The 25,322-nt window shown below is 59.8% G+C and carries 24 protein-coding genes and 1 pseudogene; 7 read left to right on the top strand and 18 right to left on the bottom strand.

The window, feature by feature from the left end; all coding sequences use genetic code 11:
• Positions 1-32: 32 nt before the first annotated feature.
• The 8 genes from ruvB to AC0Z4S_RS14200 form a co-directional block, all read right to left on the bottom strand.
• Positions 33-1,094, bottom strand: a complete 1,062-nt coding sequence (ruvB, locus tag AC0Z4S_RS14235) for a Holliday junction branch migration DNA helicase RuvB (RefSeq protein WP_024014087.1) — start codon at positions 1,092-1,094, stop codon at positions 33-35.
• Positions 1,095-1,703: a Holliday junction branch migration protein RuvA gene (gene ruvA / locus AC0Z4S_RS14230; protein ID WP_024014088.1), complete on the bottom strand. Its 609-nt coding sequence runs from the start codon at positions 1,701-1,703 to the stop codon at positions 1,095-1,097.
• 114 nt (positions 1,704-1,817) lie between these two features.
• Complete coding sequence (gene ruvC / locus AC0Z4S_RS14225; RefSeq protein WP_016773501.1) at positions 1,818-2,345, bottom strand: crossover junction endodeoxyribonuclease RuvC; 528 nt, start codon at positions 2,343-2,345, stop codon at positions 1,818-1,820.
• A gap of 157 nt (positions 2,346-2,502) precedes the next feature.
• On the bottom strand, positions 2,503-3,249 hold the full coding sequence (locus AC0Z4S_RS14220) for a YebC/PmpR family DNA-binding transcriptional regulator (RefSeq protein ID WP_024014089.1): 747 nt from the start codon (positions 3,247-3,249) through the stop codon (positions 2,503-2,505).
• A 119-nt stretch (positions 3,250-3,368) separates the two neighbouring features.
• Entirely contained in the window at positions 3,369-5,144 is a 1,776-nt protein-coding gene (gene aspS, locus AC0Z4S_RS14215; protein ID WP_039758189.1) for an aspartate--tRNA ligase, read from the bottom strand.
• Positions 5,145-5,243: 99 nt separating this feature from the next.
• Positions 5,244-5,465 (bottom strand): FmdB family zinc ribbon protein, encoded by a 222-nt coding sequence (locus AC0Z4S_RS14210; protein ID WP_253504772.1) that lies wholly within the window; start codon positions 5,463-5,465, stop codon positions 5,244-5,246.
• 130 nt (positions 5,466-5,595) lie between these two features.
• The gene (locus AC0Z4S_RS14205; protein WP_253504774.1) at positions 5,596-5,934 is read right to left on the bottom strand and encodes a ribbon-helix-helix domain-containing protein; all 339 of its coding nucleotides are present in this window, start codon (positions 5,932-5,934) and stop codon (positions 5,596-5,598) included.
• A gap of 181 nt (positions 5,935-6,115) precedes the next feature.
• Entirely contained in the window at positions 6,116-6,586 is a 471-nt protein-coding gene (locus tag AC0Z4S_RS14200; protein WP_253504776.1) for a Dps family protein, read from the bottom strand.
• A gap of 310 nt (positions 6,587-6,896) precedes the next feature.
• Here AC0Z4S_RS14200 and AC0Z4S_RS14195 point away from each other — a divergent pair, with 310 nt between their 5' ends.
• Positions 6,897-7,499, top strand: a complete 603-nt coding sequence (locus AC0Z4S_RS14195; protein WP_042607292.1) for a cold-shock protein — start codon at positions 6,897-6,899, stop codon at positions 7,497-7,499.
• A 63-nt stretch (positions 7,500-7,562) separates the two neighbouring features.
• On the opposite strand, the gene AC0Z4S_RS14190 is transcribed toward AC0Z4S_RS14195, so the two are convergent.
• From AC0Z4S_RS14190 to AC0Z4S_RS14180, 3 genes are all read right to left on the bottom strand, one after another.
• Positions 7,563-7,769 (bottom strand): SlyX family protein, encoded by a 207-nt coding sequence (locus tag AC0Z4S_RS14190; RefSeq protein WP_016773495.1) that lies wholly within the window; start codon positions 7,767-7,769, stop codon positions 7,563-7,565.
• 2 nt (positions 7,770-7,771) lie between these two features.
• Positions 7,772-8,197: an HIT family protein gene (locus AC0Z4S_RS14185; protein WP_485623474.1), complete on the bottom strand. Its 426-nt coding sequence runs from the start codon at positions 8,195-8,197 to the stop codon at positions 7,772-7,774.
• Between the two features lie 448 nt (positions 8,198-8,645).
• Positions 8,646-9,008 carry a hypothetical protein gene (locus tag AC0Z4S_RS14180; protein ID WP_485623472.1) on the bottom strand — a complete coding sequence of 121 codons (363 nt, stop codon included), beginning with the start codon at positions 9,006-9,008 and terminating at the stop codon, positions 8,646-8,648.
• A 75-nt stretch (positions 9,009-9,083) separates the two neighbouring features.
• Here AC0Z4S_RS14180 and AC0Z4S_RS14175 point away from each other — a divergent pair, with 75 nt between their 5' ends.
• The gene (locus AC0Z4S_RS14175) at positions 9,084-10,433 is read left to right on the top strand and encodes an OprD family porin (RefSeq protein ID WP_471878004.1); all 1,350 of its coding nucleotides are present in this window, start codon (positions 9,084-9,086) and stop codon (positions 10,431-10,433) included.
• Positions 10,434-10,549: 116 nt separating this feature from the next.
• On the opposite strand, the gene AC0Z4S_RS14170 is transcribed toward AC0Z4S_RS14175, so the two are convergent.
• The gene (locus tag AC0Z4S_RS14170) at positions 10,550-11,392 is read right to left on the bottom strand and encodes a mechanosensitive ion channel family protein (protein WP_042607295.1); all 843 of its coding nucleotides are present in this window, start codon (positions 11,390-11,392) and stop codon (positions 10,550-10,552) included.
• Positions 11,393-11,542: 150 nt separating this feature from the next.
• On the bottom strand, positions 11,543-12,028 hold the full coding sequence (locus AC0Z4S_RS14165) for a YajQ family cyclic di-GMP-binding protein (RefSeq protein WP_016773491.1): 486 nt from the start codon (positions 12,026-12,028) through the stop codon (positions 11,543-11,545).
• 140 nt (positions 12,029-12,168) lie between these two features.
• Here AC0Z4S_RS14165 and AC0Z4S_RS14160 point away from each other — a divergent pair, with 140 nt between their 5' ends.
• The 3 genes from AC0Z4S_RS14160 to AC0Z4S_RS14150 are packed head-to-tail and all read left to right on the top strand — an operon-like array spanning position 12,169 to position 15,756.
• Entirely contained in the window at positions 12,169-13,086 is a 918-nt protein-coding gene (locus AC0Z4S_RS14160) for a putative 2-dehydropantoate 2-reductase (RefSeq protein WP_485623469.1), read from the top strand.
• A 45-nt stretch (positions 13,087-13,131) separates the two neighbouring features.
• Positions 13,132-15,168, top strand: a complete 2,037-nt coding sequence (locus tag AC0Z4S_RS14155) for a sensor histidine kinase (RefSeq protein WP_485623467.1) — start codon at positions 13,132-13,134, stop codon at positions 15,166-15,168.
• A 3-nt stretch (positions 15,169-15,171) separates the two neighbouring features.
• Entirely contained in the window at positions 15,172-15,756 is a 585-nt protein-coding gene (locus tag AC0Z4S_RS14150; protein WP_485623465.1) for a cob(I)yrinic acid a,c-diamide adenosyltransferase, read from the top strand.
• 113 nt (positions 15,757-15,869) lie between these two features.
• On the opposite strand, the gene AC0Z4S_RS14145 is transcribed toward AC0Z4S_RS14150, so the two are convergent.
• From AC0Z4S_RS14145 to secA, 4 genes are all read right to left on the bottom strand, one after another.
• Positions 15,870-16,817, bottom strand: a complete 948-nt coding sequence (locus AC0Z4S_RS14145; RefSeq protein ID WP_485623463.1) for a Nudix family hydrolase — start codon at positions 16,815-16,817, stop codon at positions 15,870-15,872.
• The gene (locus AC0Z4S_RS14140; protein ID WP_485623461.1) at positions 16,814-17,446 is read right to left on the bottom strand and encodes a glutathione S-transferase family protein; all 633 of its coding nucleotides are present in this window, start codon (positions 17,444-17,446) and stop codon (positions 16,814-16,816) included. Before AC0Z4S_RS14140 ends, AC0Z4S_RS14145 begins: the two co-directional genes overlap by 4 nt.
• 178 nt (positions 17,447-17,624) lie before the next feature.
• Positions 17,625-18,842 carry a bifunctional glutamate N-acetyltransferase/amino-acid acetyltransferase ArgJ gene (argJ, locus tag AC0Z4S_RS14135; protein ID WP_485623459.1) on the bottom strand — a complete coding sequence of 406 codons (1,218 nt, stop codon included), beginning with the start codon at positions 18,840-18,842 and terminating at the stop codon, positions 17,625-17,627.
• Positions 18,843-18,964: 122 nt separating this feature from the next.
• A complete protein-coding gene (secA, locus tag AC0Z4S_RS14130) occupies positions 18,965-21,706 on the bottom strand; it encodes a preprotein translocase subunit SecA (protein ID WP_485623457.1) in 2,742 nt (913 codons plus the stop codon).
• A gap of 308 nt (positions 21,707-22,014) precedes the next feature.
• Here secA and AC0Z4S_RS14125 point away from each other — a divergent pair, with 308 nt between their 5' ends.
• Positions 22,015-22,470 carry a DUF721 domain-containing protein gene (locus AC0Z4S_RS14125; RefSeq protein WP_253504809.1) on the top strand — a complete coding sequence of 152 codons (456 nt, stop codon included), beginning with the start codon at positions 22,015-22,017 and terminating at the stop codon, positions 22,468-22,470.
• 90 nt (positions 22,471-22,560) lie between these two features.
• Here AC0Z4S_RS14125 and AC0Z4S_RS14120 read toward each other — a convergent pair whose 3' ends face one another.
• Positions 22,561-24,048, bottom strand: a complete 1,488-nt coding sequence (locus AC0Z4S_RS14120) for a helicase HerA-like domain-containing protein (RefSeq protein ID WP_485623455.1) — start codon at positions 24,046-24,048, stop codon at positions 22,561-22,563.
• A gap of 186 nt (positions 24,049-24,234) precedes the next feature.
• Here AC0Z4S_RS14120 and AC0Z4S_RS14115 point away from each other — a divergent pair.
• Positions 24,235-25,266 (top strand): annotated as a pseudogene (locus tag AC0Z4S_RS14115) (HAMP domain-containing protein); the annotation flags it as partial.
• Between the last annotated feature and the right edge of the window lie 56 nt (positions 25,267-25,322).

Here is a 25,322-nt window from a genome sequence, read left to right as displayed (position 1 = left end):
CAAACCCTGAATAAATCACCAACAAATGTGTATCAATCGTCGACGGCGTCGAGAAACTCGTCTGCCACGGGCATCTCGCCCATGCGTGACGGCACATTCAAACCGAAATGCAAATAGGCATGCCGCGTCACCACCCTGCCCCGTGGCGTGCGCATGATGTAGCCCTGCTGGATCAGATACGGCTCGAGCACGTCTTCAATGGTGTGGCGCTCTTCGCTGATCGCCGCCGCCAGACTGTCGATACCGACCGGTCCGCCATCAAACTTCTCGATCATGGTCAGCAGCAGTCGCCGGTCCTGATGATCGAAACCGTGTTCGTCGACATCCAGCAGGTTCAGCGCCAGATCCGCCACGGCTTTGGTGATATGGCCCTTGGCGCGGACTTCGGCGAAGTCGCGCACCCGTCGCAGCAAACGGTTGGCGATTCGCGGGGTGCCACGGGCGCGACGGGCGATCTCGAACGAGCCTTCCGGGTCCAGCGGCAGACCGAGAATCGCCGCCGAACGACTGACGATCGTCGCCAGATCCGCGGTGCTGTAGAACTCCAGGCGCTGAACGATACCGAAGCGATCACGCAGCGGGTTGGTCAGCATGCCCGCTCGGGTGGTCGCGCCGACCAGAGTGAACGGCGGCAGATCCAGCTTGATCGAGCGCGCTGCCGGCCCTTCGCCGATCATGATGTCGAGCTGGAAATCTTCCATCGCCGGATACAGCACTTCTTCAACGATCGGCGACAGACGATGGATTTCGTCGATGAACAACACGTCGTGCGGCTCGAGATTGGTCAGCAATGCGGCCAGATCACCCGGGCGCTCCAGCACCGGGCCTGAGGTGCTCTTGATCGACACGCCCATTTCCTGGGCAATAATGTTCGCCAGCGTGGTCTTGCCCAGCCCCGGCGGGCCGAAGATCAAGGTGTGATCGAGGGATTCGCTGCGGCCTCGGGCAGCCTGGATGAACAGCTCCATCTGCTCGCGCACGGTCGGCTGGCCAATGTAATCGGCCAGACTGACCGGACGAATCGCCCGGTCCTGGACTTCTTCGCGCTCGCGCGGGCTGTGCGCGGCGGCGATCAGACGGTCAGCTTCAATCACTTAAATCATTCCCTTCAGAGCGCGGCGGATCAGGTCTTCGCTGCTCAGGTTCTTGTCTTTGATCGCGGAAATCGCCTTGCTCGCTTCCTGCGGCTTGTAGCCCAGGGAGATCAGCGCGCTGACGGCATCGGTCTCGGCGCTGTTAACCGGCGCCGGGCCGTCCGGCTGATTCGGCACCAGCGCGAACATCGCCGGCGAAGTTTCCCAGGCTTTGAAGCGGTCTTTCAATTCGACCAGCAAACGCTCGGCGGTCTTCTTGCCAACCCCCGGCACCTTGGTCAGCGCGGAAGTATCCTGGGACTGCACGCAACGCACCAGCTCATCGACTTCCAGGCTCGACATCAGTGCCAGCGCCAGTTTCGGCCCGACCCCGTTGAGACGGATCAGCTCGCGAAAGAAGTCTCGCTCACGCTTGCCGGCAAAACCATAGAGCAATTGCGCATCTTCGCGTACGACCAAATGGGTATGCAGGGTCAGCGGTTCACCGACCGACGGCAGACGATAAAGGGTGGTCATCGGCACTTCCACCTCATAGCCGAGGCCGTTTACATCGAGAATCAGGTGCGGCGGCTGTTTCTCAGCCAGGGTGCCGCGCAAGCGTCCAATCACGTTTTGAATCCTTGAGCGCTGGCCAGCCGTGGGCTGGCGACGATTGAAGGTGGCTTGCGCGCCGGCAACACAGGCACCGAGAAGCCAACTTCAGGAAAATTGATGCTGATGCTATCAGAGACGCAGGCGCCCGCCACGACTGCGTGCGGTTCCCAGACCGTGGGGGAGCAGGCTTGAGCGTGTATGCGCATGGCAGATGGCGATCGCCAGGGCATCGGAGGCGTCGATTTGCGGCTTGCTGGTCAATTTGAGCATGTGCATGACCATCATCTGCACCTGCTCTTTATTGGCCGCACCCGTGCCGACCACAGCCTGCTTGACCTGAGTCGCGGTGTATTCGGCGATTTCCAGGCATTCTTCCGCGCCGGCGACAATCGCCGCGCCGCGCGCCTGACCGAGCTTCAGCGCCGAGTCGGCATTTTTCGCCATGAACACCTTTTCGATGCCCATGGTCACCGGGCCGTAGGTCTTGATGATCTCGCGCACGCCGCGATAGACGATTTGCAGACGCTCATGCAGCTCGCCGGATCCGGTGCGAATGCAGCCCGAGGCCACATAGATGCAGCCGCCCCGCCCGGTATCGCGAACGATCCCGTAACCGGTGATGCGCGAACCGGGGTCGATACCAAGAATTAGAGTCATAACGCCTGCAGAAAATAATGCGGAAGCTGAGGGTACATGTAGGAGCTGCCGAAGGCTGCGATCTTTGTGTTTTTAAAAGATCAAAAGATCGCAGCCTTCGGCAGCTCCTACAGGGGAAGTGTAGAGCCAGCAAAAAACTGCGACCTTTCCATTTACATCAGCCTAGCTGAGCAGCCACGTCTTCCGGGATATCCGCGTTGGAATAGACGTTCTGCACGTCATCCAGATCCTCGAGCATGTCGATCAGCTTGAGCACCTTTTCGGCGCCTTCCAGATCCAGCTCGGCGCTGGTGGTGGGCTGCATGACGATTTCCGCGTCGTCGCCCTTGAACCCCGCCGCTTCCAGCGCGTTGCGCACCGCATAGAAACCAGTGAACGAGGTGAACACGTCGATCGAACCGTCTTCGTGCGTAACCACGTCATCGGCGTCGGCCTCCAGCGCCGCTTCGGTCAGCGCGTCTTCATCGACGCCTGGGGCGAAGCTGATCTGGCCCTTGCGCTCGAACAGATACGCCACCGAGCCATCGGTGCCGAGGTTGCCGCCACACTTGCTGAACGCGTGACGCACCGCTGCGGCGGTGCGGTTGCGATTGTCGGTCATGCACTCGACCATCACCGCCACGCCGCCGGGCCCGTAGCCCTCGTAGGTCAGCTCTTCAACGTTGTCCGCCTCGGTAGCACCGGCACCGCGCGCGACGGCGCGGTCGATGATGTCGCGGCTCATGTTCGCGCTCAACGCCTTGTCCAGGGCCAGACGCAGACGCGGGTTGGACCCCGGATCACCGCCACCCTGACGCGCCGCAACGGTCAGTTCACGGATCCACTTGGTGAAGATCTTGCCCCTCTTGGCATCCTGACGTTCTTTGCGGTGCTTGATGTTTGCCCACTTGGAATGACCTGCCATAACTTGCTCCGAATGCTCTTTGAAACCTTGCCCGCCCTGCCGAGGCAGCGGCCGGCAATTGAAAAATTCGACCTGAGAAAGAAAAAAGGCGCATCCGAAGATGCGCCTTCAGGCCCGTCTTACTCAGCCTTTGGCGTTTCGCGCAGGCGAATGTGCAGCTCGCGCAATGCCTTGGCATCGACCACGCCAGGAGCCTGCGTCATCACGTCGGCAGCACTCTGGGTTTTCGGGAAGGCGATCACTTCACGGATCGACTGGGCGCCGGTCATCAGCATCACCAGACGGTCCAGACCGAAGGCCAGACCACCGTGCGGCGGTGCACCGTACTTCAGCGCGTCAAGCAGGAAGCCGAACTTCTCTTCCTGCTCCGCTTCGTTGATGCCCAGCAGGCGGAATACCGCTTGCTGCATTTCCTTGCGGTGGATACGGATCGAACCGCCGCCCAGCTCGGTGCCGTTCAACACCATGTCGTACGCACGGGACAGCGCGCCGGCCGGGTTGGCTTCGAGTTCCTGCGGGGTGCACTTCGGTGCGGTGAACGGGTGGTGCAGCGCGGAGAAGCTGCCGTCGTCGTTCTCTTCGAACATCGGGAAGTCGACGACCCACATTGGCGCCCACTCGCAGGTCAGCAGCTTGAGGTCGTGACCGAGCTTGATACGCAGCGCGCCCAGGGCTTCGCTGACGATCTTGGCCTTGTCGGCACCGAAGAACACGATGTCGCCGTCGACTGCGCCGACGCGATCAAGGATCACGTTGAGCTTGTCTTCAGGGATGTTTTTCACGATCGGCGATTGCAGGCCTTCAACACCGGCGGCACGCTCGTTGACCTTGATATACGCCAGACCCTTGGCACCGTAGATGCCGACGAACTTGGTGTAATCGTCGATCTGCTTGCGCGGCATGCTCGCCCCGCCCGGAACGCGCAGCGCAGCGATACGGCATTTCGGATCGTTGGCCGGGCCGCTGAACACCTTGAATTCAACTTCCTTGAGCTGGTCGGCAACGTCGACCAGTTCCAGCGGAATACGCAGGTCCGGCTTGTCCGAACCGTAGCGGCGCATGGCTTCTTCGAAGGTCATGTGCGGGAATTCGCCGAACTCCAGGTTCAGCACTTCCTTGAACAGGTTGCGGATCATCTGCTCGGTCAGGCCCATGATCTCTTTTTCATCGAGGAAGCTGGTCTCGATGTCGATCTGGGTGAATTCCGGCTGACGGTCGGCACGCAGGTCTTCGTCACGGAAGCACTTGGCGATCTGGTAGTAACGGTCGAAGCCGGCGACCATCAGCAGTTGCTTGAACAGCTGCGGCGATTGCGGCAGGGCGAAGAACGAACCGGCATGGGTACGGCTCGGCACCAGGTAGTCACGCGCACCTTCAGGGGTGGCACGGGTCAGGATCGGCGTTTCGACGTCGAGGAAGCCGTTCTCGTCGAGGAAGCGGCGGATGCTGGTGGTCATGCGCGAACGCAGACGCAGCTTCTCGGCCATTTCCGGGCGACGCAGGTCGAGGAAGCGATAGCGCAGACGGGTTTCTTCGCCGACATCGGAGAACTCGTTGAGCGGGAACGGAGGGGTTTCCGACTCGTTCAGCACCTCAAGCTCATAACCCAGCACTTCGATCATGCCCGAAGCCATGTTGGCGTTGGTCGCACCGGCCGGACGCAAGCGCACCTTGCCGGTGATCTTCACGACGTATTCGCTGCGCACGCGATCGGCGGCGGCGAAGCTCTCGGCGCGATCCGGATCGAACACCACCTGGGCCAGACCGTCACGATCACGGATGTCGAGGAAAATCACCCCGCCGTGGTCGCGGCGACGGTGAACCCATCCGCAAAGGGTAATTTCCTGACCTTCCAGGCTTTCGTTCAGTTGGCCGCAATAGTGGCTGCGCATCATGGTGTGGTTCGCTTCTCGTAATTCGAAATTCGGTGGAGATCCCGCTGCCTTCAAGCAAGGCGGAAACTCACGCGTGTCGTTCGTTCAGGGCTTGAAACCCTAGTCAGCTTTGTCGCCACCGGCCAGATTCTTCTTGGCTCCGGTCTTGAAATCGGTCTCGTACCAACCGTTGCCGCTGAGGCGAAAACCCGGCATGGACAGCTGTTTCTTCAGTTCGGGTGCCTGGCAGGCAGGGCAGTCGATCAACGGCGCGTCGCTGATCTTCTGAATGGCTTCCAACTGATGACCACAGGAAGCACATTGGTAATCGTACATTGGCATGGGGGTGTCTCGGCGATCAGATTGCTGCCGCGCGCAGGGCTTTGCGGCGAAAGCGCGGGATTATATCGATTAAATGCAGGCTGTGCAGCCGTAACACTGCACAGCCCGCAACCTCGTTGCAACCACCGTTTCAGCGCGAAACGGCGGGTGCGGGGTTTTTGATCCCGTTCATGACGCAAACTACCCGTACCAGCGCACTGAAATTCTTCACCCCGCCGTGACGCAGATGCACTTCACGATCGACGTGGGATAACAGTGTGCTGATCGAACAATGATTGTCCTCGGCCATGCCGCCGAGAATGTTCCAGTAGACCTGCTCGAGTCGCAGGCAGGTCGCAAAACCGTTGAGGCGTATTGATCGGGACAAGGGCCGGATCAGATTCATGTCGAATCCGCTGACGAACGGATCGACCTTTATAGCGTGCCGCGAAGCCGACATCCTGTCGTTTCGCCCGTCTCCTTCTACCATAGCGTTGACACTCCTTTGCCATGACTGCTGATTTATAAGGCAACATCCTGCGCCCTCATAAAAACCCAGTGACAAAGTTATCGCCATACGACTTGTTGACCAGCCTCGTAGGATAAGCCAACGACAACGGTAAGAGTCTGGACAGCGTGCGGACGACTCTAAGCCGCCCGCAGCAGCCGGGTCATTGCTCGAGCAGCGCGCGCAGCATCCACGCGGTTTTCTCATGCACTTGCATGCGCTGGGTCAGCAGATCGGCGGTCGGTTCGTCGCTGACCTTGTCCAGCAGCGGAAAGATACCGCGCGCGGTGCGGGTCACCGCTTCCTGGCCGTCGACCAATTGCTTGATCATATCTTCGGCACTCGGCACCCCGACCTCCTCTTTAATAGAAGAAAGACGTGCGTAGGTGGCGTAGGCACCTGGCGCCGGGAAGCCCAACGCACGAATACGCTCGGCGATCGAATCGACGGCCAGCGCCAGCTCGTTATATTGCTCTTCGAACATCAGATGCAGCGTGCGGAACATCGGGCCGGTGACGTTCCAGTGAAAGTTGTGGGTTTTCAGATACAGCACGTAGGTGTCCGACAGCAGTCGCGACAGGCCTTCGACGATGGATTTGCGGTCTTCTTCACTGATACCGATATCAATTGCCATGCTTACCCCCTAACAGTGATTGAATTCATCCAGCAGGTTCAGCCCCACTTTAGCAAGGCAAGCGCTGGCTCGCAGCTATGAATCGGTGATCAGACTGCGACAAATCGACCGTTTCCGTGCCGCTGGCCGGGCTGATTTGAGTAGCCGCAGGCTTTGCTGTTAAATAGGCAGTGTGTCGCCATCCCCCATTTTCCGGGGTGTTGCGCATAGGCTGATCAGTGTACGTGTCCACCGCCTCTTATTTTGTCCTGAAGCGAACCGTGCGCCTTCAGCTCTTCCTTGTGAGCCGTCATAACGTGAGCCAATCAAAATGTTGAAAATCGTCCACCTGCTAATGGGCGCAGCAGCCTTGCTGCTGTCGTTCATACCCAGCCTGAAAGCCGAAGCCGTTCCTTACCTGCAACAGCCCGATGCACTTTACCTGGCCTTTTTCGGCCTGCTGAACCTGGTCATCGCTCCAGTGATTCCCTACTGGAACAAAGGCCCGCGCCAGCATCTGCAAAATCTGGTCAGCGCCCTGCTGGTGCTGACCGTCGTCCTGCAAACCCTGACCCTGATCGCACCGATGCCGGTCATCGCTGGCCAGCCGGCCGTGTTGTTCAGCCTGGCGATTGCGCTGGTTGCCGTGCTGCTGCACCTGGCCGTCAGCTTCTACAAATCGTCACCGGCCGCCGCGCCGACTACCTATGACATGAGCAATCGCGATACCGGCACCGTGAAGTGGTTCAACACTTCCAAGGGTTTCGGTTTCATCTCCCGGGATTCCGGTGATGATATTTTCGTGCATTTTCGCGCCATTCGTGGCGAAGGCCACCGTGTCCTGGTCGAAGGCCAGCGCGTCGAGTTCTCGGTGATGAACCGCGACAAAGGCCTGCAAGCCGAAGACGTGATCGCGGCTCTGCCGCGTCGCTGATCCAAAGCAAAAAACCGCGCGCAGCCTAGGCTGCGCGCGGTTTTTTTATGCCTGCCGAATGGCTCAATAATGCGGCGGCGGTGCATCTTCTTCAAAAGCACCGAACTGCCCGACCATTTCTTCGTGACGCTTGATCAGCGCTTCCATCTGCAATTGCAGGCGCTCGATGACTCTCTGCTGGGCCACCAGCACATCGTTCAATGCCTGAATGGTGTCATCCTGAAAGGCCAGACGGCTCTCCAGGTCGGTAACGCGTTCTTCGAGGCTCATGACTAGCCCTCCACAAAAGTGAATTCTTCAGTCAGCACCAGGCGCAGGCGCTCGCGGATCGTCGCCACCTGTTCCGCACTGTACGGCTTGGCCGGATGCTTGCCCCAGACCGGGGCTGGCCAGGCGGCATCGTCGCGTTTGCGCACGATGACATGCATGTGTAATTGACTGACTACGTTACCCAGGGTCGCCACGTTCAGCTTGTCGGCGTCGAACGAGTCCTTGAGCAACTCCGCAAGCGTGGTGGTTTCTCGCCAGAGCTGCTGCTGGTCGGCGACATCCAACTGAAACAACTCGCTGATATCCTCGCGGCGAGGCACCAGGATGAACCACGGGTAATTACTGTCGTTGGACAGCAACAGCCGGCAAAGCGGGAAGTCGCCGATCACCAGCGTGTCCTGTTGAAGTCGTAAATCCAAAGCAAACACAGTACGTACTCCCGACTGGTCCTTTAACTCAGCTCGGAGGCCGGCCCTGACGGCGGCGCACCAAGCGACAGGACGCAGCATACCTGCGAATGCAGCGGGCTTCACGCAGCCCCCGCCAATAAATCGCCAGACGCTCCGACATGAATCATTTATCTGCGCCGCGCACCAACACGACCCTCAACATGAGTCTCGACTCGAAGAACGCTTTGGAAATCCTTGATCGTTGCAGTCTGCGCTCCCCCTCACGAGAACATTTCAGGCTCGCCCGTGAATTTTCTGCACCAAAACAGCACACAACGTCTACGCTCACTGGGTCGGGCATCCGCCAAATACTCACTGCGGGGTGAACCGGTAACGTTTTTGGTTGTCCTGCGCATCTTTGGTGCGTTGCAACACCATTGGCAGAACCTGGTCAAGCCTGCGACAAAACAGGCCGGAGGCCCCGTTTTCACAAGGTTTTCACATATGCGGCCGTTGCCGGGAAAAATAACCGCACCGAATTTGCGGTTTGTGCACGCTTGTTGCATTCGTAACCGTATGGACTATAAGCGCACCACTGGAAGTGGTCGCCTGAAGCCAATAAAAACAGTGGCAGGGTTGCCCGATGGAGATTCAAGTGTTTTGCCAGGGACTCTTTTTTAGCGGTGCAAAAAGGCCCGGAAACAGCGATAAAGTTGTCAGTCCGGCTGCATCGGTACTGTGAATTTGCGACATCCAGCGCTCCTTTTGCGACAACGCCGTAAAGAAGCTGAAAGGTTGCTTTCGCAAGTATCGCCAACATTGTCGGCGTGATATAAGTTTGCGCCGACACAAAAAGAAAGAGCCGCCCAGATAATAAAACAGGTGGGACGGCAGTACTCTTCTAAAACCAAAGGAGCAAATCACGATGCGCGTGATGAAGTGGAGCATGATCGCACTGGCAGTTGCAGCAGCAGCCAGTTCGCAGTTGGCTACGGCCGCCCCGTTTGTTAGTGACCAGGCAGAAGCCAAAGGTTTCGTTGAAGACGCGAAACTCACCGAGACGTTGAAGAACTACTACTTCAACCGCGACAACAAGAACGGTGGCCGCGACCAGAAAGACTGGACCCAGGGCTTCCTCGGCAACTTCACCTCCGGTTATACCCAAGGCACCGTGGGTGTAGGTATTGATGCATACGGCTATCTGGCGCTGAAACTGGATGGCGGTGACGGTACTTCCGGTACTGGCAACATGAGCCGTAGCGATACCGTCAAGGCCAACGGCTATGCTCGCGACGTCAACGACAGTCAGGGCAAGGCAGGCGCTTCCATCAAGTTCCGTGTCTCCAAGACCGAACTGAAATTCGGCGACATGCAGCCAAGCACCTCTCCAGTGTTCGCAGTCGGCGGTTCCCGTATCCTTCCGCAAACTGCCACTGGCTTCCAGTTGCAGAGCAGCGAAGTAAAAGACCTTGACCTCGAAGCCGGCCACTTCTACTCCGGCTCCAGCCAGGACAAGAACGCCCGCGATGGTGGCCTTTACGCTACCTATGCCGGTGTTGAAGCGAACAATATCGACTACTTCGGCGGCAAGTACTCGATCACTGACAACCTCAGTGCATCGCTGTACGGCGCCAAGCTGGAAGACATCTGGAACCAGTACTACGCCAACGTGAACCTCACCACTCCGTTCGGTGGTGACACTTCGCTGAACACCGACTTCAACATCTATCGCACCACCGACACCGGTAGTGCCGAAGCGGGTGACATCAGCAACACCACGTTCTCGCTGGCAACCGCTTTGTCGTTCCTCAAAGCGCACACCTTTACCCTGGCCTTCCAGAAGGTCAACGGCGACACCCCGTTCGACTACATCGGCGTGGGCAAGAACAACCGTGGTGGCGACTCGATCTTCCTCGCCAACTCCATCCAGTACTCTGACTTCAACGGCGCAGGCGAGAAATCCGTTCAAGCCCGTTACGACCTGAAAATGGCCGAGTACGGCGTTCCTGGCCTGAGCTTCATGGTTCGTTACGTCAAAGGTTGGGATATCGACGGCACCAACACTCCAGCGGGCAGCGCGTACGCCGGTCTGTATGGTGAAGATGGCAAACACCACGAAACCAACTTTGAAGCCAAGTACGTTGTTCAGAGCGGCCCGGCCAAAGATCTCTCCTTCCGTATTCGTCAAGCCTGGCACGTTGCCAACGCTGACGAAGGTGAAGGCGATGTCAAAGAGTTCCGCCTGATCACCGAGTACCCGCTGAACATCTTGTAATCGTCAGTGGTTAGTTTCAAAGCATAAAAAAAGGCCCATCTTCCGATGGGCCTTTTTATTGCCTGCCACTTGATTAAGAGTCTGGCTACCAAAGCAATTACTTAGCTAGCAACCTATCATTGTGTCGCCGATTCCTGAACAACGCGTATAACTCGCTGCGGAAATGGAATATCAATACCGGCAGCCTTCAAACGGTCTCGCGCCTGTTCATTAAACATGAACATCACATCCCAATAATCTGCAGTTTTAACCCAGACACGCAGGGAAACCGTGATCGAACTGTCGCCCAGTGTCGAGATCACCGCTTGTGGCTCCGGGTCCTGCATCACGCGGGCATCCTTGGCCAGATCCAGCAACACCTGACGGGCCTTCTGCAGATCTGCCTCGTAATCAACGCCGACATCAAACACGACTTTGCGGGTTGGCTGACGGTTGGTATTGGTGATGATGCCGTTCGACAGATTACCGTTGGGCACGATGATCGTCTTGTTGTCGCCGGTGCGCAGCACGGTATGGAAGATCTGGATGCTGTCGACGGTACCCGCCACGCCTTGGGCTTCGATCCAGTCACCGATGCGGAACGGGCGGAACAGCAGAATCAGCACGCCGCCAGCGAAGTTCGCCAGGCTGCCCTGCAAAGCCAGACCGATCGCCAGACCCGCAGCACCGATGGCCGCGACGAACGAGGTGGTTTCGACGCCGATCATCGACGCGACGCTGACAATCAGCAGCACCTTGAGAATGATGTTGGCCAGGCTGCTGATAAAGCCTTGCAGCGCCAGATCGGCATTGCGCAGGGCCAGCAGACCGCCGAGTTTTTGCGTGACCTTGTTGATCAGCCACCAGCCGATCGCCAGGGTAATCACTGCCAGCAGCACGCGGCTGCCGTATTCCATGATCATCGGGATCCACGCCTGGGACGCCTTGACCAGGTGGTCCACTTCAGCATTCAAATCCATGTTCTATCTCCTGATTTCCGGCTTCCCGGGGTGTACACAAAAAATGTGGGAGCGAGCTTGCTCGCGAAAGCGGTTTGTCAGTCAACTCATCGCTGAATGAAACACCGCATTCGCGAGCAGGCTCGCTCCCACATAGCCTTCAGACCAAGCTTAGTCGCGGAAGTTGTTGAACTGCAGCGGCATGCCGAATTCCTTGGCACGCAGGGCCGCGATGGCTTCCTGCAGGTCGTCGCGCTTCTTGCCGGTGACACGCACCTGCTCGCCCTGAATGGCAGCCTGGACCTTGAGCTTGGCTTCCTTGATGTGGCCAACGATCTTCTTCGCCAGTTCTTTGTCGATGCCTTCCTTGAGAATGGCGTCCTGCTTCATCAGTTTGCCCGAAGCGTAAGCGTCCTTGACCTCAAGGCACTGCACGTCGATCTTGCGCTTGGTCAGCGCCAGCTTGAGTATTTCGATCATCGCTTCGAGCTGGAAAGCGGCTTCGGCAGTGAGGCTGACGGTCAGGTCTTTTTCCTTGAACTCGAAGCTGCCTTTGCCTTTCAGGTCATAACGACGATCGAGTTCCTTCACGGCGTTCTCGACCGCGTTGGTGAGTTCGTGTTTGTCCAGTTCGGATACCACGTCGAACGACGGCATGTAATCTCTCCAATAAAAAGGCGCGCTCGATGTGGATGGAGCGCGCTTGGCTTGCGGTTAAAATCGGGCTCATTATAACGGGTCTTTTCCTACCGATACGGCGAGCCGCACATGCCTGCAAGCAATCGAGCAAAAAACTGATGTCGACGATCTGGCATGTACTGGGCGCCGGCAGTCTCGGCACACTCTGGGCGACACGTCTGGCCCGCGCCGGCCTGCCCGTGCGGCTGATCCTCCGTGACGCGGCGCGCTTGCAAAGCTACGAGGCAGTGGGCGGATTAACCCTGGTAGAAAACGGACAAGCTCATATCTATGCAGTTCCCGGCGAAACCCCGGACAGCCCCGAGCCGATTCGCCGTCTGCTGGTCGCGTGCAAGGCCTATGACGCCGAAGAGGCCGTCGCCCGCCTCGCTTCACGCCTCGCTCCGGATGCCGAATTGATCCTCCTGCAAAACGGTCTGGGCAGTCAGGACGCCGTGGCCGCGCGGGTGCCGCAAGCGCGCTGCATCAGCGCATCCAGCACCGAGGGCGCGTTTCGCGACGGCGATTGGCGCGTGGTGTTCGCCGGCCACGGTTTCAACTGGCTGGGCGATATCGGCAATCCGCTGGCACCCGTCTGGCTCGACGATCTGCAAGCGGCAAACATTCCCCATGAATGGAGCCCTGATATCCTCACTCGGCTGTGGCGCAAACTGGCGCTGAACTGCGCGATCAACCCGCTGACCGTGCTCCACGACTGCCGTAACGGCGGGCTGACAGCGCATCACTGCGAAGTCGCCACGCTCTGCGCCGAACTGACTGAACTGCTCGAACGCTGTGGTCAGCCGGCAGCGGCGGACAATCTGCAAGCGGAGGTCGAACGGGTGATCCACGCCACCGCCGCCAATTACTCTTCGATGTATCAGGACGTCGCCAACCAGCGCCGCACCGAAATCAGCTATCTGTTGGGCCACGCCTGCAAAATCGCTGAGCGCCATCAGTTGCACCTGCCGCACCTGCAGCAGTTACAGCAACGTCTGGTGGCTCATCTGCGCAAGCGTGGATTGCCCAGCGACTGAGCAGCCGCTAGGCTGATGGCTTGTTCCCCTGCTGCGATAAACCTGATGCCATTGCGCCAGCGCCTCGAAAACCTGCCGGTCGGCCAGAAACTGCTGGCCGCCCTGCTGGTGTTGTTGACCACGGTTCTGCTGGTCGCCAACCTGACCTTTATCAGCGCCGCCTACTACATTTCCCAGGAAAGCATGGCGCCACAGGCCCTGCAGACCATCGGCCGGCTGATCGCCAATCCGAGTCTGGTCAGCGACGCGCTGGAGTCGCCGCGCAGCGCCGAGCGCCTGCTCAAGGAACTCGACAGTTATTCTCCGTTGCGTGCCGCCGCCCTTTACGACGGCAAGGGCGAACGTCTGGCGCAGGTGCAGCGCGGTGAAAAGCTCAGCCTGCCCGAGCGCTATCGCCATGTCGAAGCCTGGCAACTCACCGAATTTCGCAGCAATCAACTGATCACCCTGCCACGCCCCGGTACTGCGCCGGGCCATCTGTTGCTGGTCGCCAGCAGCGAACTGCCGATGGCTTTCTATACCGGAACCCTGACCGCCAGCCTCGGCATCCTGATCTTCAGCGTATTGTTGTGGCTGGTGATTGCGCGGCAGATCAAGCGCTTGATCACCCGCCCCATTCATCAGCTCGAGGAGCTGTCCCGGCAGGTCACCCGCGAAGAAAACTACGCCCTGCGCGCTGCACGTGGCAATCACGACGAAATCGGCAGTCTGGCCGAGGCGTTCAATACCATGCTCTCGCGCATCGAAGCCCGCGAGCAGCAGCTCAAACGCGCCCGTGATGACTCGCAAGCCGCCTACGATCAGGCGCAGGGGCTGGCCGAGGAAACCCGCCACACCAATCGCAAACTGGAGCTGGAAGTCCAGGTGCGCAGCAAGATCGAGAAGAAACTCACCGGCTTCCAGAATTACCTCAACAGCATTATCGACTCGATGCCTTCAGCGCTGATCGCCCTCGACGAGCAGCTTTACGTCACCCAGTGGAACCAGGAGGCCAGCGCCCTGTCCGGCACGCGTCTGGACGAGGCACTGAACCAGCCGATCTTCCTCGCCTTCGAACCGCTCAAGCCTTTTTTGCCGCAGCTCAAGGCCACCGTCGAGCAGCACACCGTGGCCAAAGTCGATCGGGTGACCTGGTTCAAGGACGATGAACCGAAGCATTACGCACTGACGTTTTATCCGCTGATGGGCGGTGCCGGGCGTGGCGTGGTGATCCGTATCGACGACATCACCCAGCGCCTGTCGCTGGAAGAAATGATGGTGCAGTCGGAGAAGATGCTCTCGGTCGGTGGCCTCGCGGCCGGCATGGCTCACGAAATCAACAACCCGCTCGGCGCGATCCTGCACAACGTGCAGAACATTCGCCGGCGTCTGTCGGCGGATCTGCCGAAGAACATCGAGACCGCCGAACAACTGGGCATTGAGCTGGATGCGGTCAATCGTTATTTGCAGGGTCGCGAAGTCCCGCAATTGCTCGATGGCATTCAACAGGCCGGCGCCCGCGCGGCGAAGATCGTCACGCACATGCTCAGCTTCAGCCGCCGCAGCACCCGGCAAATGGCGCCGTGCGATCTGCCGGCGCTGATCGATCAGGCCGTTGAGATCGCCGGCAATGATTTCGACCTGGCCATTGGTTTCGACTTCAAAGGCCAGGCCATCATCCGCCAGTTCGACCCGGCCCTGGGCCCGGTGCCGGGCACCGCCAACGAACTGGAACAGGTGCTGCTCAATCTGCTGAAAAACGCCGCCCAGGCGATTCATCAGCGCGAAGACGACAGCGAACCGGGGCGGATCATTTTGCGCACCCGACTCAATCCGCCGTGGGCCGAGATTCAGGTCGAGGACAATGGCATCGGCATGAGCGAAAACGTGCGCAAACGCACCTTCGAACCGTTCTTCACTACCAAGGAAATCGGCCAGGGCACGGGGCTTGGCCTGTCGGTGTCGTACTTCATCATCACCAACAACCACAAAGGCCAGATGGAAGTGCAGTCGGCTCCCGGCCAGGGCACTTGCTTTACCCTGCGTCTGCCGCTGGTGCAACCGGCGCCGTTGACCACCGAAACCAATTCACTACCGAGGTAACCCATGGGCTTTCGCTTGTCGAAGATCTACACCCGCACCGGCGACAAAGGCGAGACCGGCCTCGGCGACGGCCGCCGTGTACCCAAGGATCACCCGCGCATCGAGGCGATTGGCGAGGTCGATACGCTGAACAGTCAGGTCGGCGTGTTGCTCGCCGGATTGATTGCCGAGCGAGAGGCATTTCCTGGGCTGAATGAGCTGATCGAGGTATTGGCGCCGTGTCAGCATCGCTTGTTTGATCTGGGCGGTGAGCTGGCAATGCCGGAATATCAGGCGTTGAACGAGGCTGAAATCCAGCGGCTGGAAGCGGCGATCGATATCTGGAATGAAGAGCTCGGGCCGCTGGAGAACTTCATCCTGCCCGGCGGCTCGATGTTGATTGCGCAAGCGCATGTCTGCCGCAGTCTGGCGAGGAGTGCCGAGCGGCGGTGTCAGCATTTGAACGCGATCGAGCCGTTGGCCGGGGTTGGCCTGGCGTATATCAATCGGCTGTCGGATTTGCTGTTTGTGGCCGCGCGATTGATCGCGCGGCGGCAGGGGATTGCCGAGATTTTGTGGCAGCCGGCGGTAAGGCCTGAGAAGAAGTAGCGCCTGTCAGGGCGCCTTCGCGAGCAGGCTCGCTCCCACATTTGACTGCATTCTGACTGGAGAAATGCAATCCACTGTGGGAGCGAGCCTGCTCGCGAAGAGGCCGGTAGCCCTTACACTGGATCAGGCCAGAACGCCCGAATCCCCGCCACACCCTGAGCCCCGACATCCCAAGCCTTCTTGCGCTCCGCCGGGCCAACCCCGCCCAACAAAAACACCGGCTTGCTGAAGCCGTCAATCAACGCCGCAGCCTGCTCCCAACCCAATGGCTGTGCATCCGGGTGCGTCAGCGTCGGTTGCACCGGCGACAGGGTGACGAAGTCGACGCCCATCTGCTCTGCCAGCGCCAGCTCTTCAGCGTTATGGCACGACGCCGCGAGCCAGCGCTCTGCTGGCAACGGACGCCCTGCCGCCGCGTATTTACGCAGCTGGGCGGCGGTGATGTGCCAGCCCGCCGACGGGAAATCGCCCAGCCATTCGAACGGCCCTTTGATCATCAACTGCGCCTTGCCCGCGCACAGGCCAACCGCATCCACCGCCAGATCACGGTATTTCGGGTCGTAGCCATTTGGTGCGCGCAGCTGGATCAGTTTGATCCCGCCGGCAATCGCCTTCTGGATCCCCCGCAACAAGGCCGGGCCTTCGAGATCTTCCGGGGTGATCAGGTATTCGGCAGGCAAACGCGCCGCCGCGACGATTGGCTGGTTAGCCGCCGGGAATTCATAGTTGATCAGCTCTCTGGCGCTGACCCAGGCCAGTGGCTGGCCTTCAGCACCATGGGGTTCGCCGCTGAACGCCGACACTTCCCAGACATCCAGCAACACCTGTTTGTCCGGGTAGTCGTGGCGAACCTTGATCAACGGACGGGCAGCATCAACGACGATTCCCAGCTCTTCGTGCAGCTCGCGAGCCAGTGCCGATTCGACTGACTCGTCAGCCTCGACCTTGCCACCGGGGAACTCCCACAGCCCGCCCTGATGCTGGGTATCAGCGCGACGGGCGATAAGGATTTTGCCGGCGCCATCACGAATGACGGCAGCGGCGACGTGGACGCGTTTCACGGGTTCAATTCCTCCAGTCCAGCCTTTTGCCACGCCTGGAACGCGGGCCATTGGTAGACAGTTTCAACATAAGCTTCGTCAACTGCCGGCAGCTTCACCTGATAGGTGCGCAGGCGCACGGCGATCGGCGCGAAAAAGGCATCGGCGAGGCTGACGCGACCGAACAGGTACGGCCCCTCTTCCGTGGCTGCCGCGCGGCATTCAGCCCACAGCGCGAGCATGCGTTCGATATCGACCTTCACCTCTGGCGGCACCGGGTTCAGCGGTGCGTCCTGGCTGAGATTGAACGGCATGTGGTTGCGCATGGCGAAGAAGCCGCTGTGCATTTGTGCGCAGGCCGAGCGGGCCTGAGCGCGGGCGAAGGTATCGCTCGGCCAGAGTTGTTCGGACGGGAACTGCTCAGCGAGATATTCAGCGATGGCCAGCGAGTCGGCGATGGTGCCGCGAGTGGTTTGCAGCAGCGGCACCTTGCCGGTCGGCGAATGCTTGAGCAGGCGTTCGCGGGTGTCGGGCTTGCCGAGCTTGATCAGCTCTTCGCTGTAGGGTGCACCGGTCAGCTCCAGCGCCAGTGCCGCGCGCAGGGACCAGGAGGACAGCAGTTTGTCGCCGATGATCAGGTGCAGAGACATGGTGTGGCGCCTTTTCGTCAGAGGAAACTTCAAGAATTATTGTGTCGGAACCCCCGCTTTCGCGAGCAAGCTCGCTCCCACAGGTTCTGAGGTGTACACAACATTTGTGAACGGCCGTAACCACTGTGGGAGCGAGCTTGCTCGCGAAGAGGCCAGCAGCCCGCTCCCACCTTTCAGGTCAGGTGCGGTATTCCGCGTTGATCTTCACGTACTCATGCGACAGGTCGGTGGTCCAGATGGTTTCGCTGCAATCGCCGCGACCCAGTTCGATGCGAATGGTGATTTCTTCCTGCTGCATCACCGCCGAGCCCTGAGCTTCAGTATAGGTCGCGGCGCGGGCGCCACGGCTGGCGATGCACACGTCGCCGAGGAACACGTCGATCTTGCTCACGTCCAGGTCCGGCACACCGGCACGGCCCACGGCGGCGAGGATGCGCCCCCAGTTCGGGTCGGAGGCGAACAGCGCAGTCTTGATCAGCGGCGAGTGCGCCACGGTATAACCGACGTCCAGACATTCCTGATGGTTGCCGCCGCCATTCACTTCAACAGTGACAAACTTGGTCGCGCCTTCGCCGTCACGCACGATGGCCTGAGCCACGTCCATGCAGACTTCGAACACCGCTTGTTTCAGCTTGGCGAACAGTTCGCCTTCTGCGCGAGTGATTTCCGGCAGCGCGGCCTTGCCGGTGGCGATCAGCATGCAGCAGTCGTTGGTCGAAGTGTCGCCGTCGATGGTGATGCGGTTGAACGACTTGTTGGCGCCGTCGAGCATCAGGTTGTGCAGCACGTCGCGGGAAACTTTGGCGTCAGTGGCAATGTAACCGAGCATGGTCGCCATGTTCGGCCGAATCATCCCGGCGCCCTTGCTGATGCCGGTGACGGTGATGGTCACGCCGTCATGCTCGAACTGGCGGCTGGCGCCCTTCGGCAGGGTGTCGGTGGTCATGATGCCGGTGGCAGCAGCTTCCCAGTTATTCTCCGACAGATCATCCAGCGCGGCTTGCAGTGCGCCTTCGATTTTCTCGACCGGCAGCGGCTCGCCGATCACACCGGTGGAGTACGGCAGAATCTGGCTGGCGTCGACGCCGGTCAGCTCAGCCAGTTTGGCAGTGGTGCGCTCGGCAGCGACCAGACCCGGTTCGCCGGTGCCGGCGTTGGCATTGCCAGTGTTGGTCAGCAAGTAACGCACGGCATTGTGCACGCGCTTTTTTGCGAGGATCACCGGCGCGGCGCAGAACGCGTTCAGGGTAAACACGCCAGCCACCGTCGAACCTTCCGCACAGCGCATTACCACCACATCCTTGCGCCCCGGGCGCTTGATGCCGGCCGAGGCGATACCGAGTTCAAAACCGGCAACCGGGTGCAACGTTGGCAAAGGACCAAGACCAACAGCCATGAATGCGCTCCTTACTCAATGATGTCAGCACCGCCACGGGAAAGGACGGTGGGATAAATGGCAAAACGCCGCGACGGCAGGAGCCGGTCGCGGCGCGGGGTGTTCAGCGATTGAAACGGGTTTTACTGGATCTGCCCGTGGCAATGCTTGTACTTCTTGCCCGAACCGCAGTAGCACAGTTCGTTGCGGCCCAGCTTCTGTTCGTTGCGAACCGGGGCAGCGGCGGTGGCCAGCGCCACATCGACCTCTTCACCCAAGGCTTCCGGCTGATCCAGCCCAGGCGCTTCGGCGTGTTCGAACTGCATGCGCGCCGCCAGTGCTTCGGCTTCCTGACGCAGGCGTTGTTCTTCGGCTTCCGGATCTTCGCGACGTACCTGAACGTGCGAGAGCACGCGGATCGAGTCGCGCTTGATCGAATCGAGCAGCTCGGAGAACAGCGTGAACGACTCGCGCTTGTATTCCTGCTTCGGGTTCTTCTGCGCATAGCCACGCAGGTGGATACCGTGACGCAGGTGATCCATGGTCGACAGGTGGTCTTTCCACAGGTCGTCGAGTACGCGCAGGACGATCTGCTTCTCGAACGAGCGCAGCGCCTCGGCACCGGCCTGGTCTTCTTTCTCGTTGTACGCCGCCATCAGCTCGGTCATGAGCTTCTCGCGCAGGGTTTCTTCGTACAGGTGATCGTCTTCGTCGAGCCATCGCTGGATCGGCAGTTTCACGCCGAAATCGCTTTCGATCGACGCTTCCAGACCGGCCACGTCCCACTGCTCTGGCAGCGATTGCGGCGGAATGTGGGCGCTGACGGTGGCGTTGAGCACGTCCTGACGGAAGTCGGCGATGGTTTCACCGATGTTGTCGGCGGCCAGCAACGTGTTACGCATGTGATAAATCACTTTACGCTGTTCGTTGTTGACGTCGTCGAACTCGAGCAGTTGCTTGCGGATGTCGAAGTTGCGGCCTTCAACCTTGCGCTGCGCCTTCTCGATCGCGTTGGTCACCATGCGGTGCTCGATCGCTTCGCCCGGCTGCATGCCCAGGGCTTTCATGAAGTTCTTCACGCGGTCGGATGCGAAGATGCGCATCAGGCTGTCTTCCAGCGACAGGTAGAAGCGGCTCGAACCGGCGTCGCCCTGGCGGCCGGCACGGCCACGCAGCTGGTTGTCGATACGGCGCGATTCGTGACGCTCGGAAGCGATTACCTGCAAGCCGCCGGATTCCAGCACTTGCTGGTGACGCTTCTGCCAGTCGGCCTTGATCTGGGCGATCTGCTCAGGGGTCGGGTTTTCCAGCGAAGCGACTTCCACTTCCCAGTTGCCGCCCAACAGGATGTCGGTACCACGACCGGCCATGTTGGTGGCGATGGTCAGCGCACCGGGACGACCGGCCTGAGCGATGATTTCAGCTTCTTTTTCGTGGAACTTGGCGTTGAGAACCTTGTGTTCGATGCCTTCTTTGACGAGCAATGCGGACATGTGCTCGGAAGTTTCGATGGTTGCGGTACCCACCAGCACCGGACGACCGGCCGCCATGCTTTCCTTGATGTCCGCGACGATCGCCGCGTACTTCTCTTCGGCGGTGAGGAACACCAGGTCGTTGTAGTCTTTACGCGCCAACGGTTTGTTCGGCGGAATGACCATGACTTCCAGACCGTAGATCTGGTGGAATTCGAAGGCTTCGGTGTCGGCGGTACCGGTCATGCCGGACAGCTTGGTGTACAGACGGAAGTAGTTCTGGAAGGTGGTCGAGGCCAGGGTCTGGCTCTCGGCCTGGATATTCAGACCTTCCTTGGCTTCGATCGCCTGGTGCAGGCCTTCGGACAGACGACGACCCGGCATGGTACGACCGGTGTGTTCGTCGACCAGCACGACCTGACCATCCTGGACGATGTATTCGATGTTGCGGTTGAACAGCTTGTGCGCACGCAGACCGGCATAGACGTGGGTCAGCAGGCCCAGGTTGTGCGCCGAGTACAGGCTCTCGCCTTCGGCCAGCAGGCCGACGCGGGTGAGCATTTCTTCGATGAACTGGTGACCGGCTTCGTTGAGTTCGACCTGACGGGTCTTTTCGTCAACGGTGTAATGGCCAGCCTTGGTGACTTCGCCTTCGACTTCTTCAACATGCAGTTCCAGCTGCGGGATCAGTTTGTTGATCTCGGTGTACAGCTTGGAGCTGTCCTCGGCCTGACCGGAAATGATCAGCGGGGTACGCGCTTCGTCGATGAGGATGGAGTCGACTTCGTCGATCACGGCAAAGTTGAGTTCGCGCTGGAATTTTTCATCCATGCTGAACGCCATGTTGTCGCGCAGGTAGTCGAAACCGAATTCGTTGTTGGTGCCGTAGGTGATGTCGGCGGCGTAGGCGGCACGCTTCTCTTCCGGCGGCTGGAACGGTGTCACGACGCCGACGGTCAGGCCGAGGAATTCATACAGCGGGCGCATCCAGTTGGCGTCACGGCGGGCCAGGTAGTCGTTCACGGTCACAACGTGCACGCCCTTGCCGGACAATGCGTTGAGGTAAACACCCAAAGTGGCCACGAGGGTCTTGCCCTCACCGGTGCGCATTTCGGCGATCTTGCCTTCGTGCAGGGTCATGCCGCCGACGAGTTGCACGTCGAAGTGGCGCATGCCCATTACACGCTTGCCGGCCTCGCGGGCGACGGCAAAGGCTTCCGGCAACAGCTTGTCGAGGGTTTCCCCTTTGGCGATACGGGCCTTGAACTCGGCGGTCTTGGCACGCAATTGATCGTCCGAAAGGGCCACCATTTGCTCTTCGAAGGCATTGACGAGCTGCACCGTCTTGAGCATGCGTTTGACTTCACGCTCGTTCTTGCTTCCAAAAAGTTTCTTTAACAAAGGCGCAAACATATCGGCAGGATCTTCCACACTAAAGGGATGGAGGGCGGCCCCGTGAGTCGCCCGTGCAGCCCTCATGGCCGCATGCGAACGAGCATTCTACCCGGAAACGGTGGTGAGGAAAGTGGCGATGTTCCACGATGCTGGCACTGCGCTTTGACGGGGCTCACTTAAAATAGGGGCGTTTTGCTCAACTTCAACCCGTCGAGGGAAAGAAGTCAGGCGTTGATTTAATGAGCAAAGCAGGGACAAAAGCAATGGGCCAGTGGTTCCACAGCTTTCTGCTAACATGGCGCCTCTGTGACTTCAGGTGTTCGATCATGGCGTTTCGCCCTCTCACGGCCAGAGCCCCCGCCGTTCTGCTACGCGAAGCCAAACCGCTGAAAGCCATCCTCGGCCATGCCCAGCGCCTGGAGCATTTGCAGCGTCTGCTCGAAAGCCAGCTGCAACCGGCCGCCCGCGAGCATTGCCGTGTGGCCAAGTGGCGCGAAGGCGAACTGTCGCTGGTGGTCACTGACGGTCACTGGGCGACGCGCCTGCGCTATCAGCAGAAACGCTTGCAACGGCAGCTGCAATTGTTCGAAGAGTTCGCCAGCCTGACCCGGATCAAATTCAGCGTGCGCCCGCCGATCATTCAGCACCGGGCGGTTGGGCACACGATGGATCTGTCGAGCAGTGCGGCGGAGACGATTCAGTCGACGGCCGACGGCATCAGCGATCCGGGATTGCGCGCGGCGCTGGAGCGGTTGGCGGCGCATGCCAAGGGTAAAGCCTGAAGCAAAATCAAAAGATCGCAGCCTTCGGCAGCTCCTACAGAATGAATGCATTTCAACTGTAGGAGCTGCCGAAGGCTGCGATCTTTGCTTTTAGCGGCGCTTGCTGCCGCCGAGCAGCGACCCCATCAACCCGCGCACCAACTGCTTGCCGAGATTATTAGCGGCCTGACGCATCGCCGATTTCAGTGCCTGCCCTGCCGCCGTGCCGAGGAATTCGCCCGCGCGATCAGCGAGGCTTGGCTCTGCGGCCGCTGGTTTGCCCGCTGGGGTTTCAGCCTCAGGCGCCAGCCCTTTGCGTCCCATCAGGATTTCATAGGCCGACTCACGATCGATCGGCTTGTCATAGCGGCCCTTGAACGGCGAGCCGCCGATCAGCACAGTGCGCTCGGTTGCAGTCAACGGCCCGATCCGCGATTGCGGCGGTGCCACCAGCACGCGCTGGACCATTTCCGGTGTGCCCTTCTCGGTCAAGGTACCGACCAGCGCCTCGCCAATTCCCAGCTCGGTGAGCACCGACAGGCTGTCGAACGCCGGATTCGGCCGAAAACCATCCGCCACTGCGCGCAGGGATTTCTGTTCTTTCGCAGTAAACGCACGCAGGCCGTGTTGAATACGCAAGCCCAACTGCGCCAGCACGTCATCCGGCAGGTCCGCTGGCGACTGAGTGACGAAGTACACGCCCACGCCTTTGGAGCGAATCAAGCGCACCACTTGCTCCAGGCGTTCCTGCAACGCCTTGGGCGTGTCGCCGAAGAGCAAATGCGCCTCGTCGAAAAACAGCGCCAATAGCGGTTTGTCGGCGTCGCCGCGCTCGGGCAATTGCTCGAACAACTCGGCCAGCAGCCACAGCAGGAACGTTGCATAGACCTTCGGCGCCTCGTGCACCAGACGACTGGCGTCGAGCAAATGGATGCGCCCACGGCCATCGGCGCCCGGTTGCAGAATGTCTTCGAGTTGCAGCGCCGGCTCGCCGAACAGCGCTTCGGCGCCCTGCTGTTCCAGCGTCGCCAAGCGGCGTAACAGTGCCTGGCTGGAACCGGTGGTCATCAGCGCCGCATCCTCGCCGAGTAATTGCGGATTGTCCTTGAGGTGATTGAGCAGCGCTTTCAGATCCTTGAGATCCAGCAACAGCAAGCCTTCGCGATCCGCCACCTTGAACGCCGCGTACAGCGCCGACTGCTGACTGTCGGTCAGCTCGAGCAGGCTGCCGATCAGCAACGGGCCCATTTCGCTCAGGGTGGTGCGCAGCGGATGACCGGATTCGCCGTGAATGTCCCACAGCGTGACGGGATAAGCCTGGGGCGTGTGACCGAGCCAGGGCATGCCGGCGATACGCTCGGCCACTTTGCCCTGCGGGTTGCCAGCGGCGCCGAGGCCGCACAGGTCGCCCTTGATGTCGGCGGCGAACACCGCCACACCGGCATCGCTGAACGCTTCGGCCAGACGCTGCAAGGTCACGGTTTTACCAGTGCCGGTGGCGCCGGCGATCAGTCCGTGGCGGTTGGCCAGGCGCATGGCCTGAGCGATGGGTTGCGCGGCCGGATCAGCGCCGATAACGAGTTGCGAGGAGTCAGGCATTTTCTCACCCAATGGTTAATCTTTGATGACACATGGCCGATACATAAAGTGGACGAACCCGTCAGAAAATCGGGTCAGACATTTCCCTAAGGAGAGCCGGAAATATCAGTTTTTCAACCTTGCCCATAGTGCGCGCCTCTATCAAAGCACGCCCAGGACATTAAGACCTTAGCGGAACCCCAAGCCATGAACAAAAACCTGCGCTTCAGCCATAAGATTTTGCTTGCCGCCGCTCTCATCGTCATTGCCGCTTTCGCCTCGTTCACGTTGTACAACGACTGGCTGCAGCGCAATGCGATCCGCGATGATCTGAATAACTACCTCAACGAAATGGGCGAGGTCACCGCCGGCAATATCCAGACCTGGCTCAGCGGGCGCATTCTGCTGATCGAGAACGCCGCACAAAACATTGCCATCAACCCGGAACCTGCCACGGTCGCCAGCCTGCTCGAGCAGAAAAGCCTGACTTCGACGTTCATGGCCACCTACCTGGGCGATGCCACCGGGCATTTCACCATCCGCCCGGACGTGAAGATGCCGGACGGTTTCGATCCGCGCGTGCGCCCTTGGTATAAAGGTGCCGAAAGCAGCAGCACGTCGACCCTGACCGAACCCTACATCGATGCCGCCACCGGCCAGTTGATCATCTCCATCGCCACCGCGTCGAAGAAGGCCGGGCAGAGCGTTGGCGTGGTCGGCGGCGACCTCAGTCTGCAATCGCTGGTCGATACCCTCGCCGCGCGGGATTTCGACGGCATGGGCTATGTGTTCCTGATCAGTGCCGACGGCAAGATCCTCGTCCACCCGGACAAGGCTCTGGTGATGAAATCGCTCAAAGAAGCCTACCCGCAGGACACCCCGCGCATCAGCAGCGACTTCAGTGAAGTGACGGTGGATGGCAAAACCCGCATCGTCACCTTCGCGCCGATCAAAGGCCTGCCATCGGTGAACTGGTACATCGGTCTGTCGATCGATAAAGACCAGGCCTATGCGATGCTCAGCGAATTCCGCACCTCGGCGGTGATCGCGACCATTATTGCCGTGGCAATCATCATTGCCCTGCTCGGCATGCTGATTCGCCTGCTGATCCAGCCACTGCACGTGATGACCCGCGCCATGGAAGACATCGCCGACGGCGAAGGCGACCTGACCAAACGCCTGAACATCGTCAATAACGATGAATTCGGCATCCTTGGCACCGCATTCAACCGCTTCGTCGAGCGCATTCACGGTTCGATCCGCGAAGTGTCCTCGGCCACCGGCCAGGTCAACGA

Source organism: Pseudomonas sp. 1L-B-1-E-C1, assembly GCF_057291835.1.
The sequence above is the reverse complement of the archived record's forward strand: the minus strand, read 5'-3'. Positions and strand labels throughout refer to the sequence as shown.

What these genes read in the sequence shown, in the direction of transcription:
- ruvC (WP_016773501.1), bottom strand. Translation starts at nt 2,345, where the DNA reads ATGACTCTAATTCTTGGTATCGACCCCGGTTCGCGCATCACCGGTTAC.
- AC0Z4S_RS14220 (WP_024014089.1), bottom strand. Translation starts at nt 3,249, where the DNA reads ATGGCAGGTCATTCCAAGTGGGCAAACATCAAGCACCGCAAAGAACGT.
- aspS (WP_039758189.1), bottom strand. Translation starts at nt 5,144, where the DNA reads ATGATGCGCAGCCACTATTGCGGCCAACTGAACGAAAGCCTGGAAGGT.
- AC0Z4S_RS14210 (WP_253504772.1), bottom strand. Translation starts at nt 5,465, where the DNA reads ATGCCAATGTACGATTACCAATGTGCTTCCTGTGGTCATCAGTTGGAA.
- AC0Z4S_RS14205 (WP_253504774.1), bottom strand. Translation starts at nt 5,934, where the DNA reads ATGGTAGAAGGAGACGGGCGAAACGACAGGATGTCGGCTTCGCGGCAC.
- AC0Z4S_RS14200 (WP_253504776.1), bottom strand. Translation starts at nt 6,586, where the DNA reads ATGGCAATTGATATCGGTATCAGTGAAGAAGACCGCAAATCCATCGTC.
- AC0Z4S_RS14195 (WP_042607292.1), top strand. Translation starts at nt 6,897, where the DNA reads ATGTTGAAAATCGTCCACCTGCTAATGGGCGCAGCAGCCTTGCTGCTG.
- AC0Z4S_RS14190 (WP_016773495.1), bottom strand. Translation starts at nt 7,769, where the DNA reads ATGAGCCTCGAAGAACGCGTTACCGACCTGGAGAGCCGTCTGGCCTTT.
- AC0Z4S_RS14175 (WP_471878004.1), top strand. Translation starts at nt 9,084, where the DNA reads ATGCGCGTGATGAAGTGGAGCATGATCGCACTGGCAGTTGCAGCAGCA.
- AC0Z4S_RS14170 (WP_042607295.1), bottom strand. Translation starts at nt 11,392, where the DNA reads ATGGATTTGAATGCTGAAGTGGACCACCTGGTCAAGGCGTCCCAGGCG.
- AC0Z4S_RS14165 (WP_016773491.1), bottom strand. Translation starts at nt 12,028, where the DNA reads ATGCCGTCGTTCGACGTGGTATCCGAACTGGACAAACACGAACTCACC.
- AC0Z4S_RS14160 (WP_485623469.1), top strand. Translation starts at nt 12,169, where the DNA reads ATGTCGACGATCTGGCATGTACTGGGCGCCGGCAGTCTCGGCACACTC.
- AC0Z4S_RS14155 (WP_485623467.1), top strand. Translation starts at nt 13,132, where the DNA reads ATGCCATTGCGCCAGCGCCTCGAAAACCTGCCGGTCGGCCAGAAACTG.
- AC0Z4S_RS14150 (WP_485623465.1), top strand. Translation starts at nt 15,172, where the DNA reads ATGGGCTTTCGCTTGTCGAAGATCTACACCCGCACCGGCGACAAAGGC.
- AC0Z4S_RS14140 (WP_485623461.1), bottom strand. Translation starts at nt 17,446, where the DNA reads ATGTCTCTGCACCTGATCATCGGCGACAAACTGCTGTCCTCCTGGTCC.
- argJ (WP_485623459.1), bottom strand. Translation starts at nt 18,842, where the DNA reads ATGGCTGTTGGTCTTGGTCCTTTGCCAACGTTGCACCCGGTTGCCGGT.
- secA (WP_485623457.1), bottom strand. Translation starts at nt 21,706, where the DNA reads ATGTTTGCGCCTTTGTTAAAGAAACTTTTTGGAAGCAAGAACGAGCGT.
- AC0Z4S_RS14125 (WP_253504809.1), top strand. Translation starts at nt 22,015, where the DNA reads ATGGCGTTTCGCCCTCTCACGGCCAGAGCCCCCGCCGTTCTGCTACGC.
- AC0Z4S_RS14120 (WP_485623455.1), bottom strand. Translation starts at nt 24,048, where the DNA reads ATGCCTGACTCCTCGCAACTCGTTATCGGCGCTGATCCGGCCGCGCAA.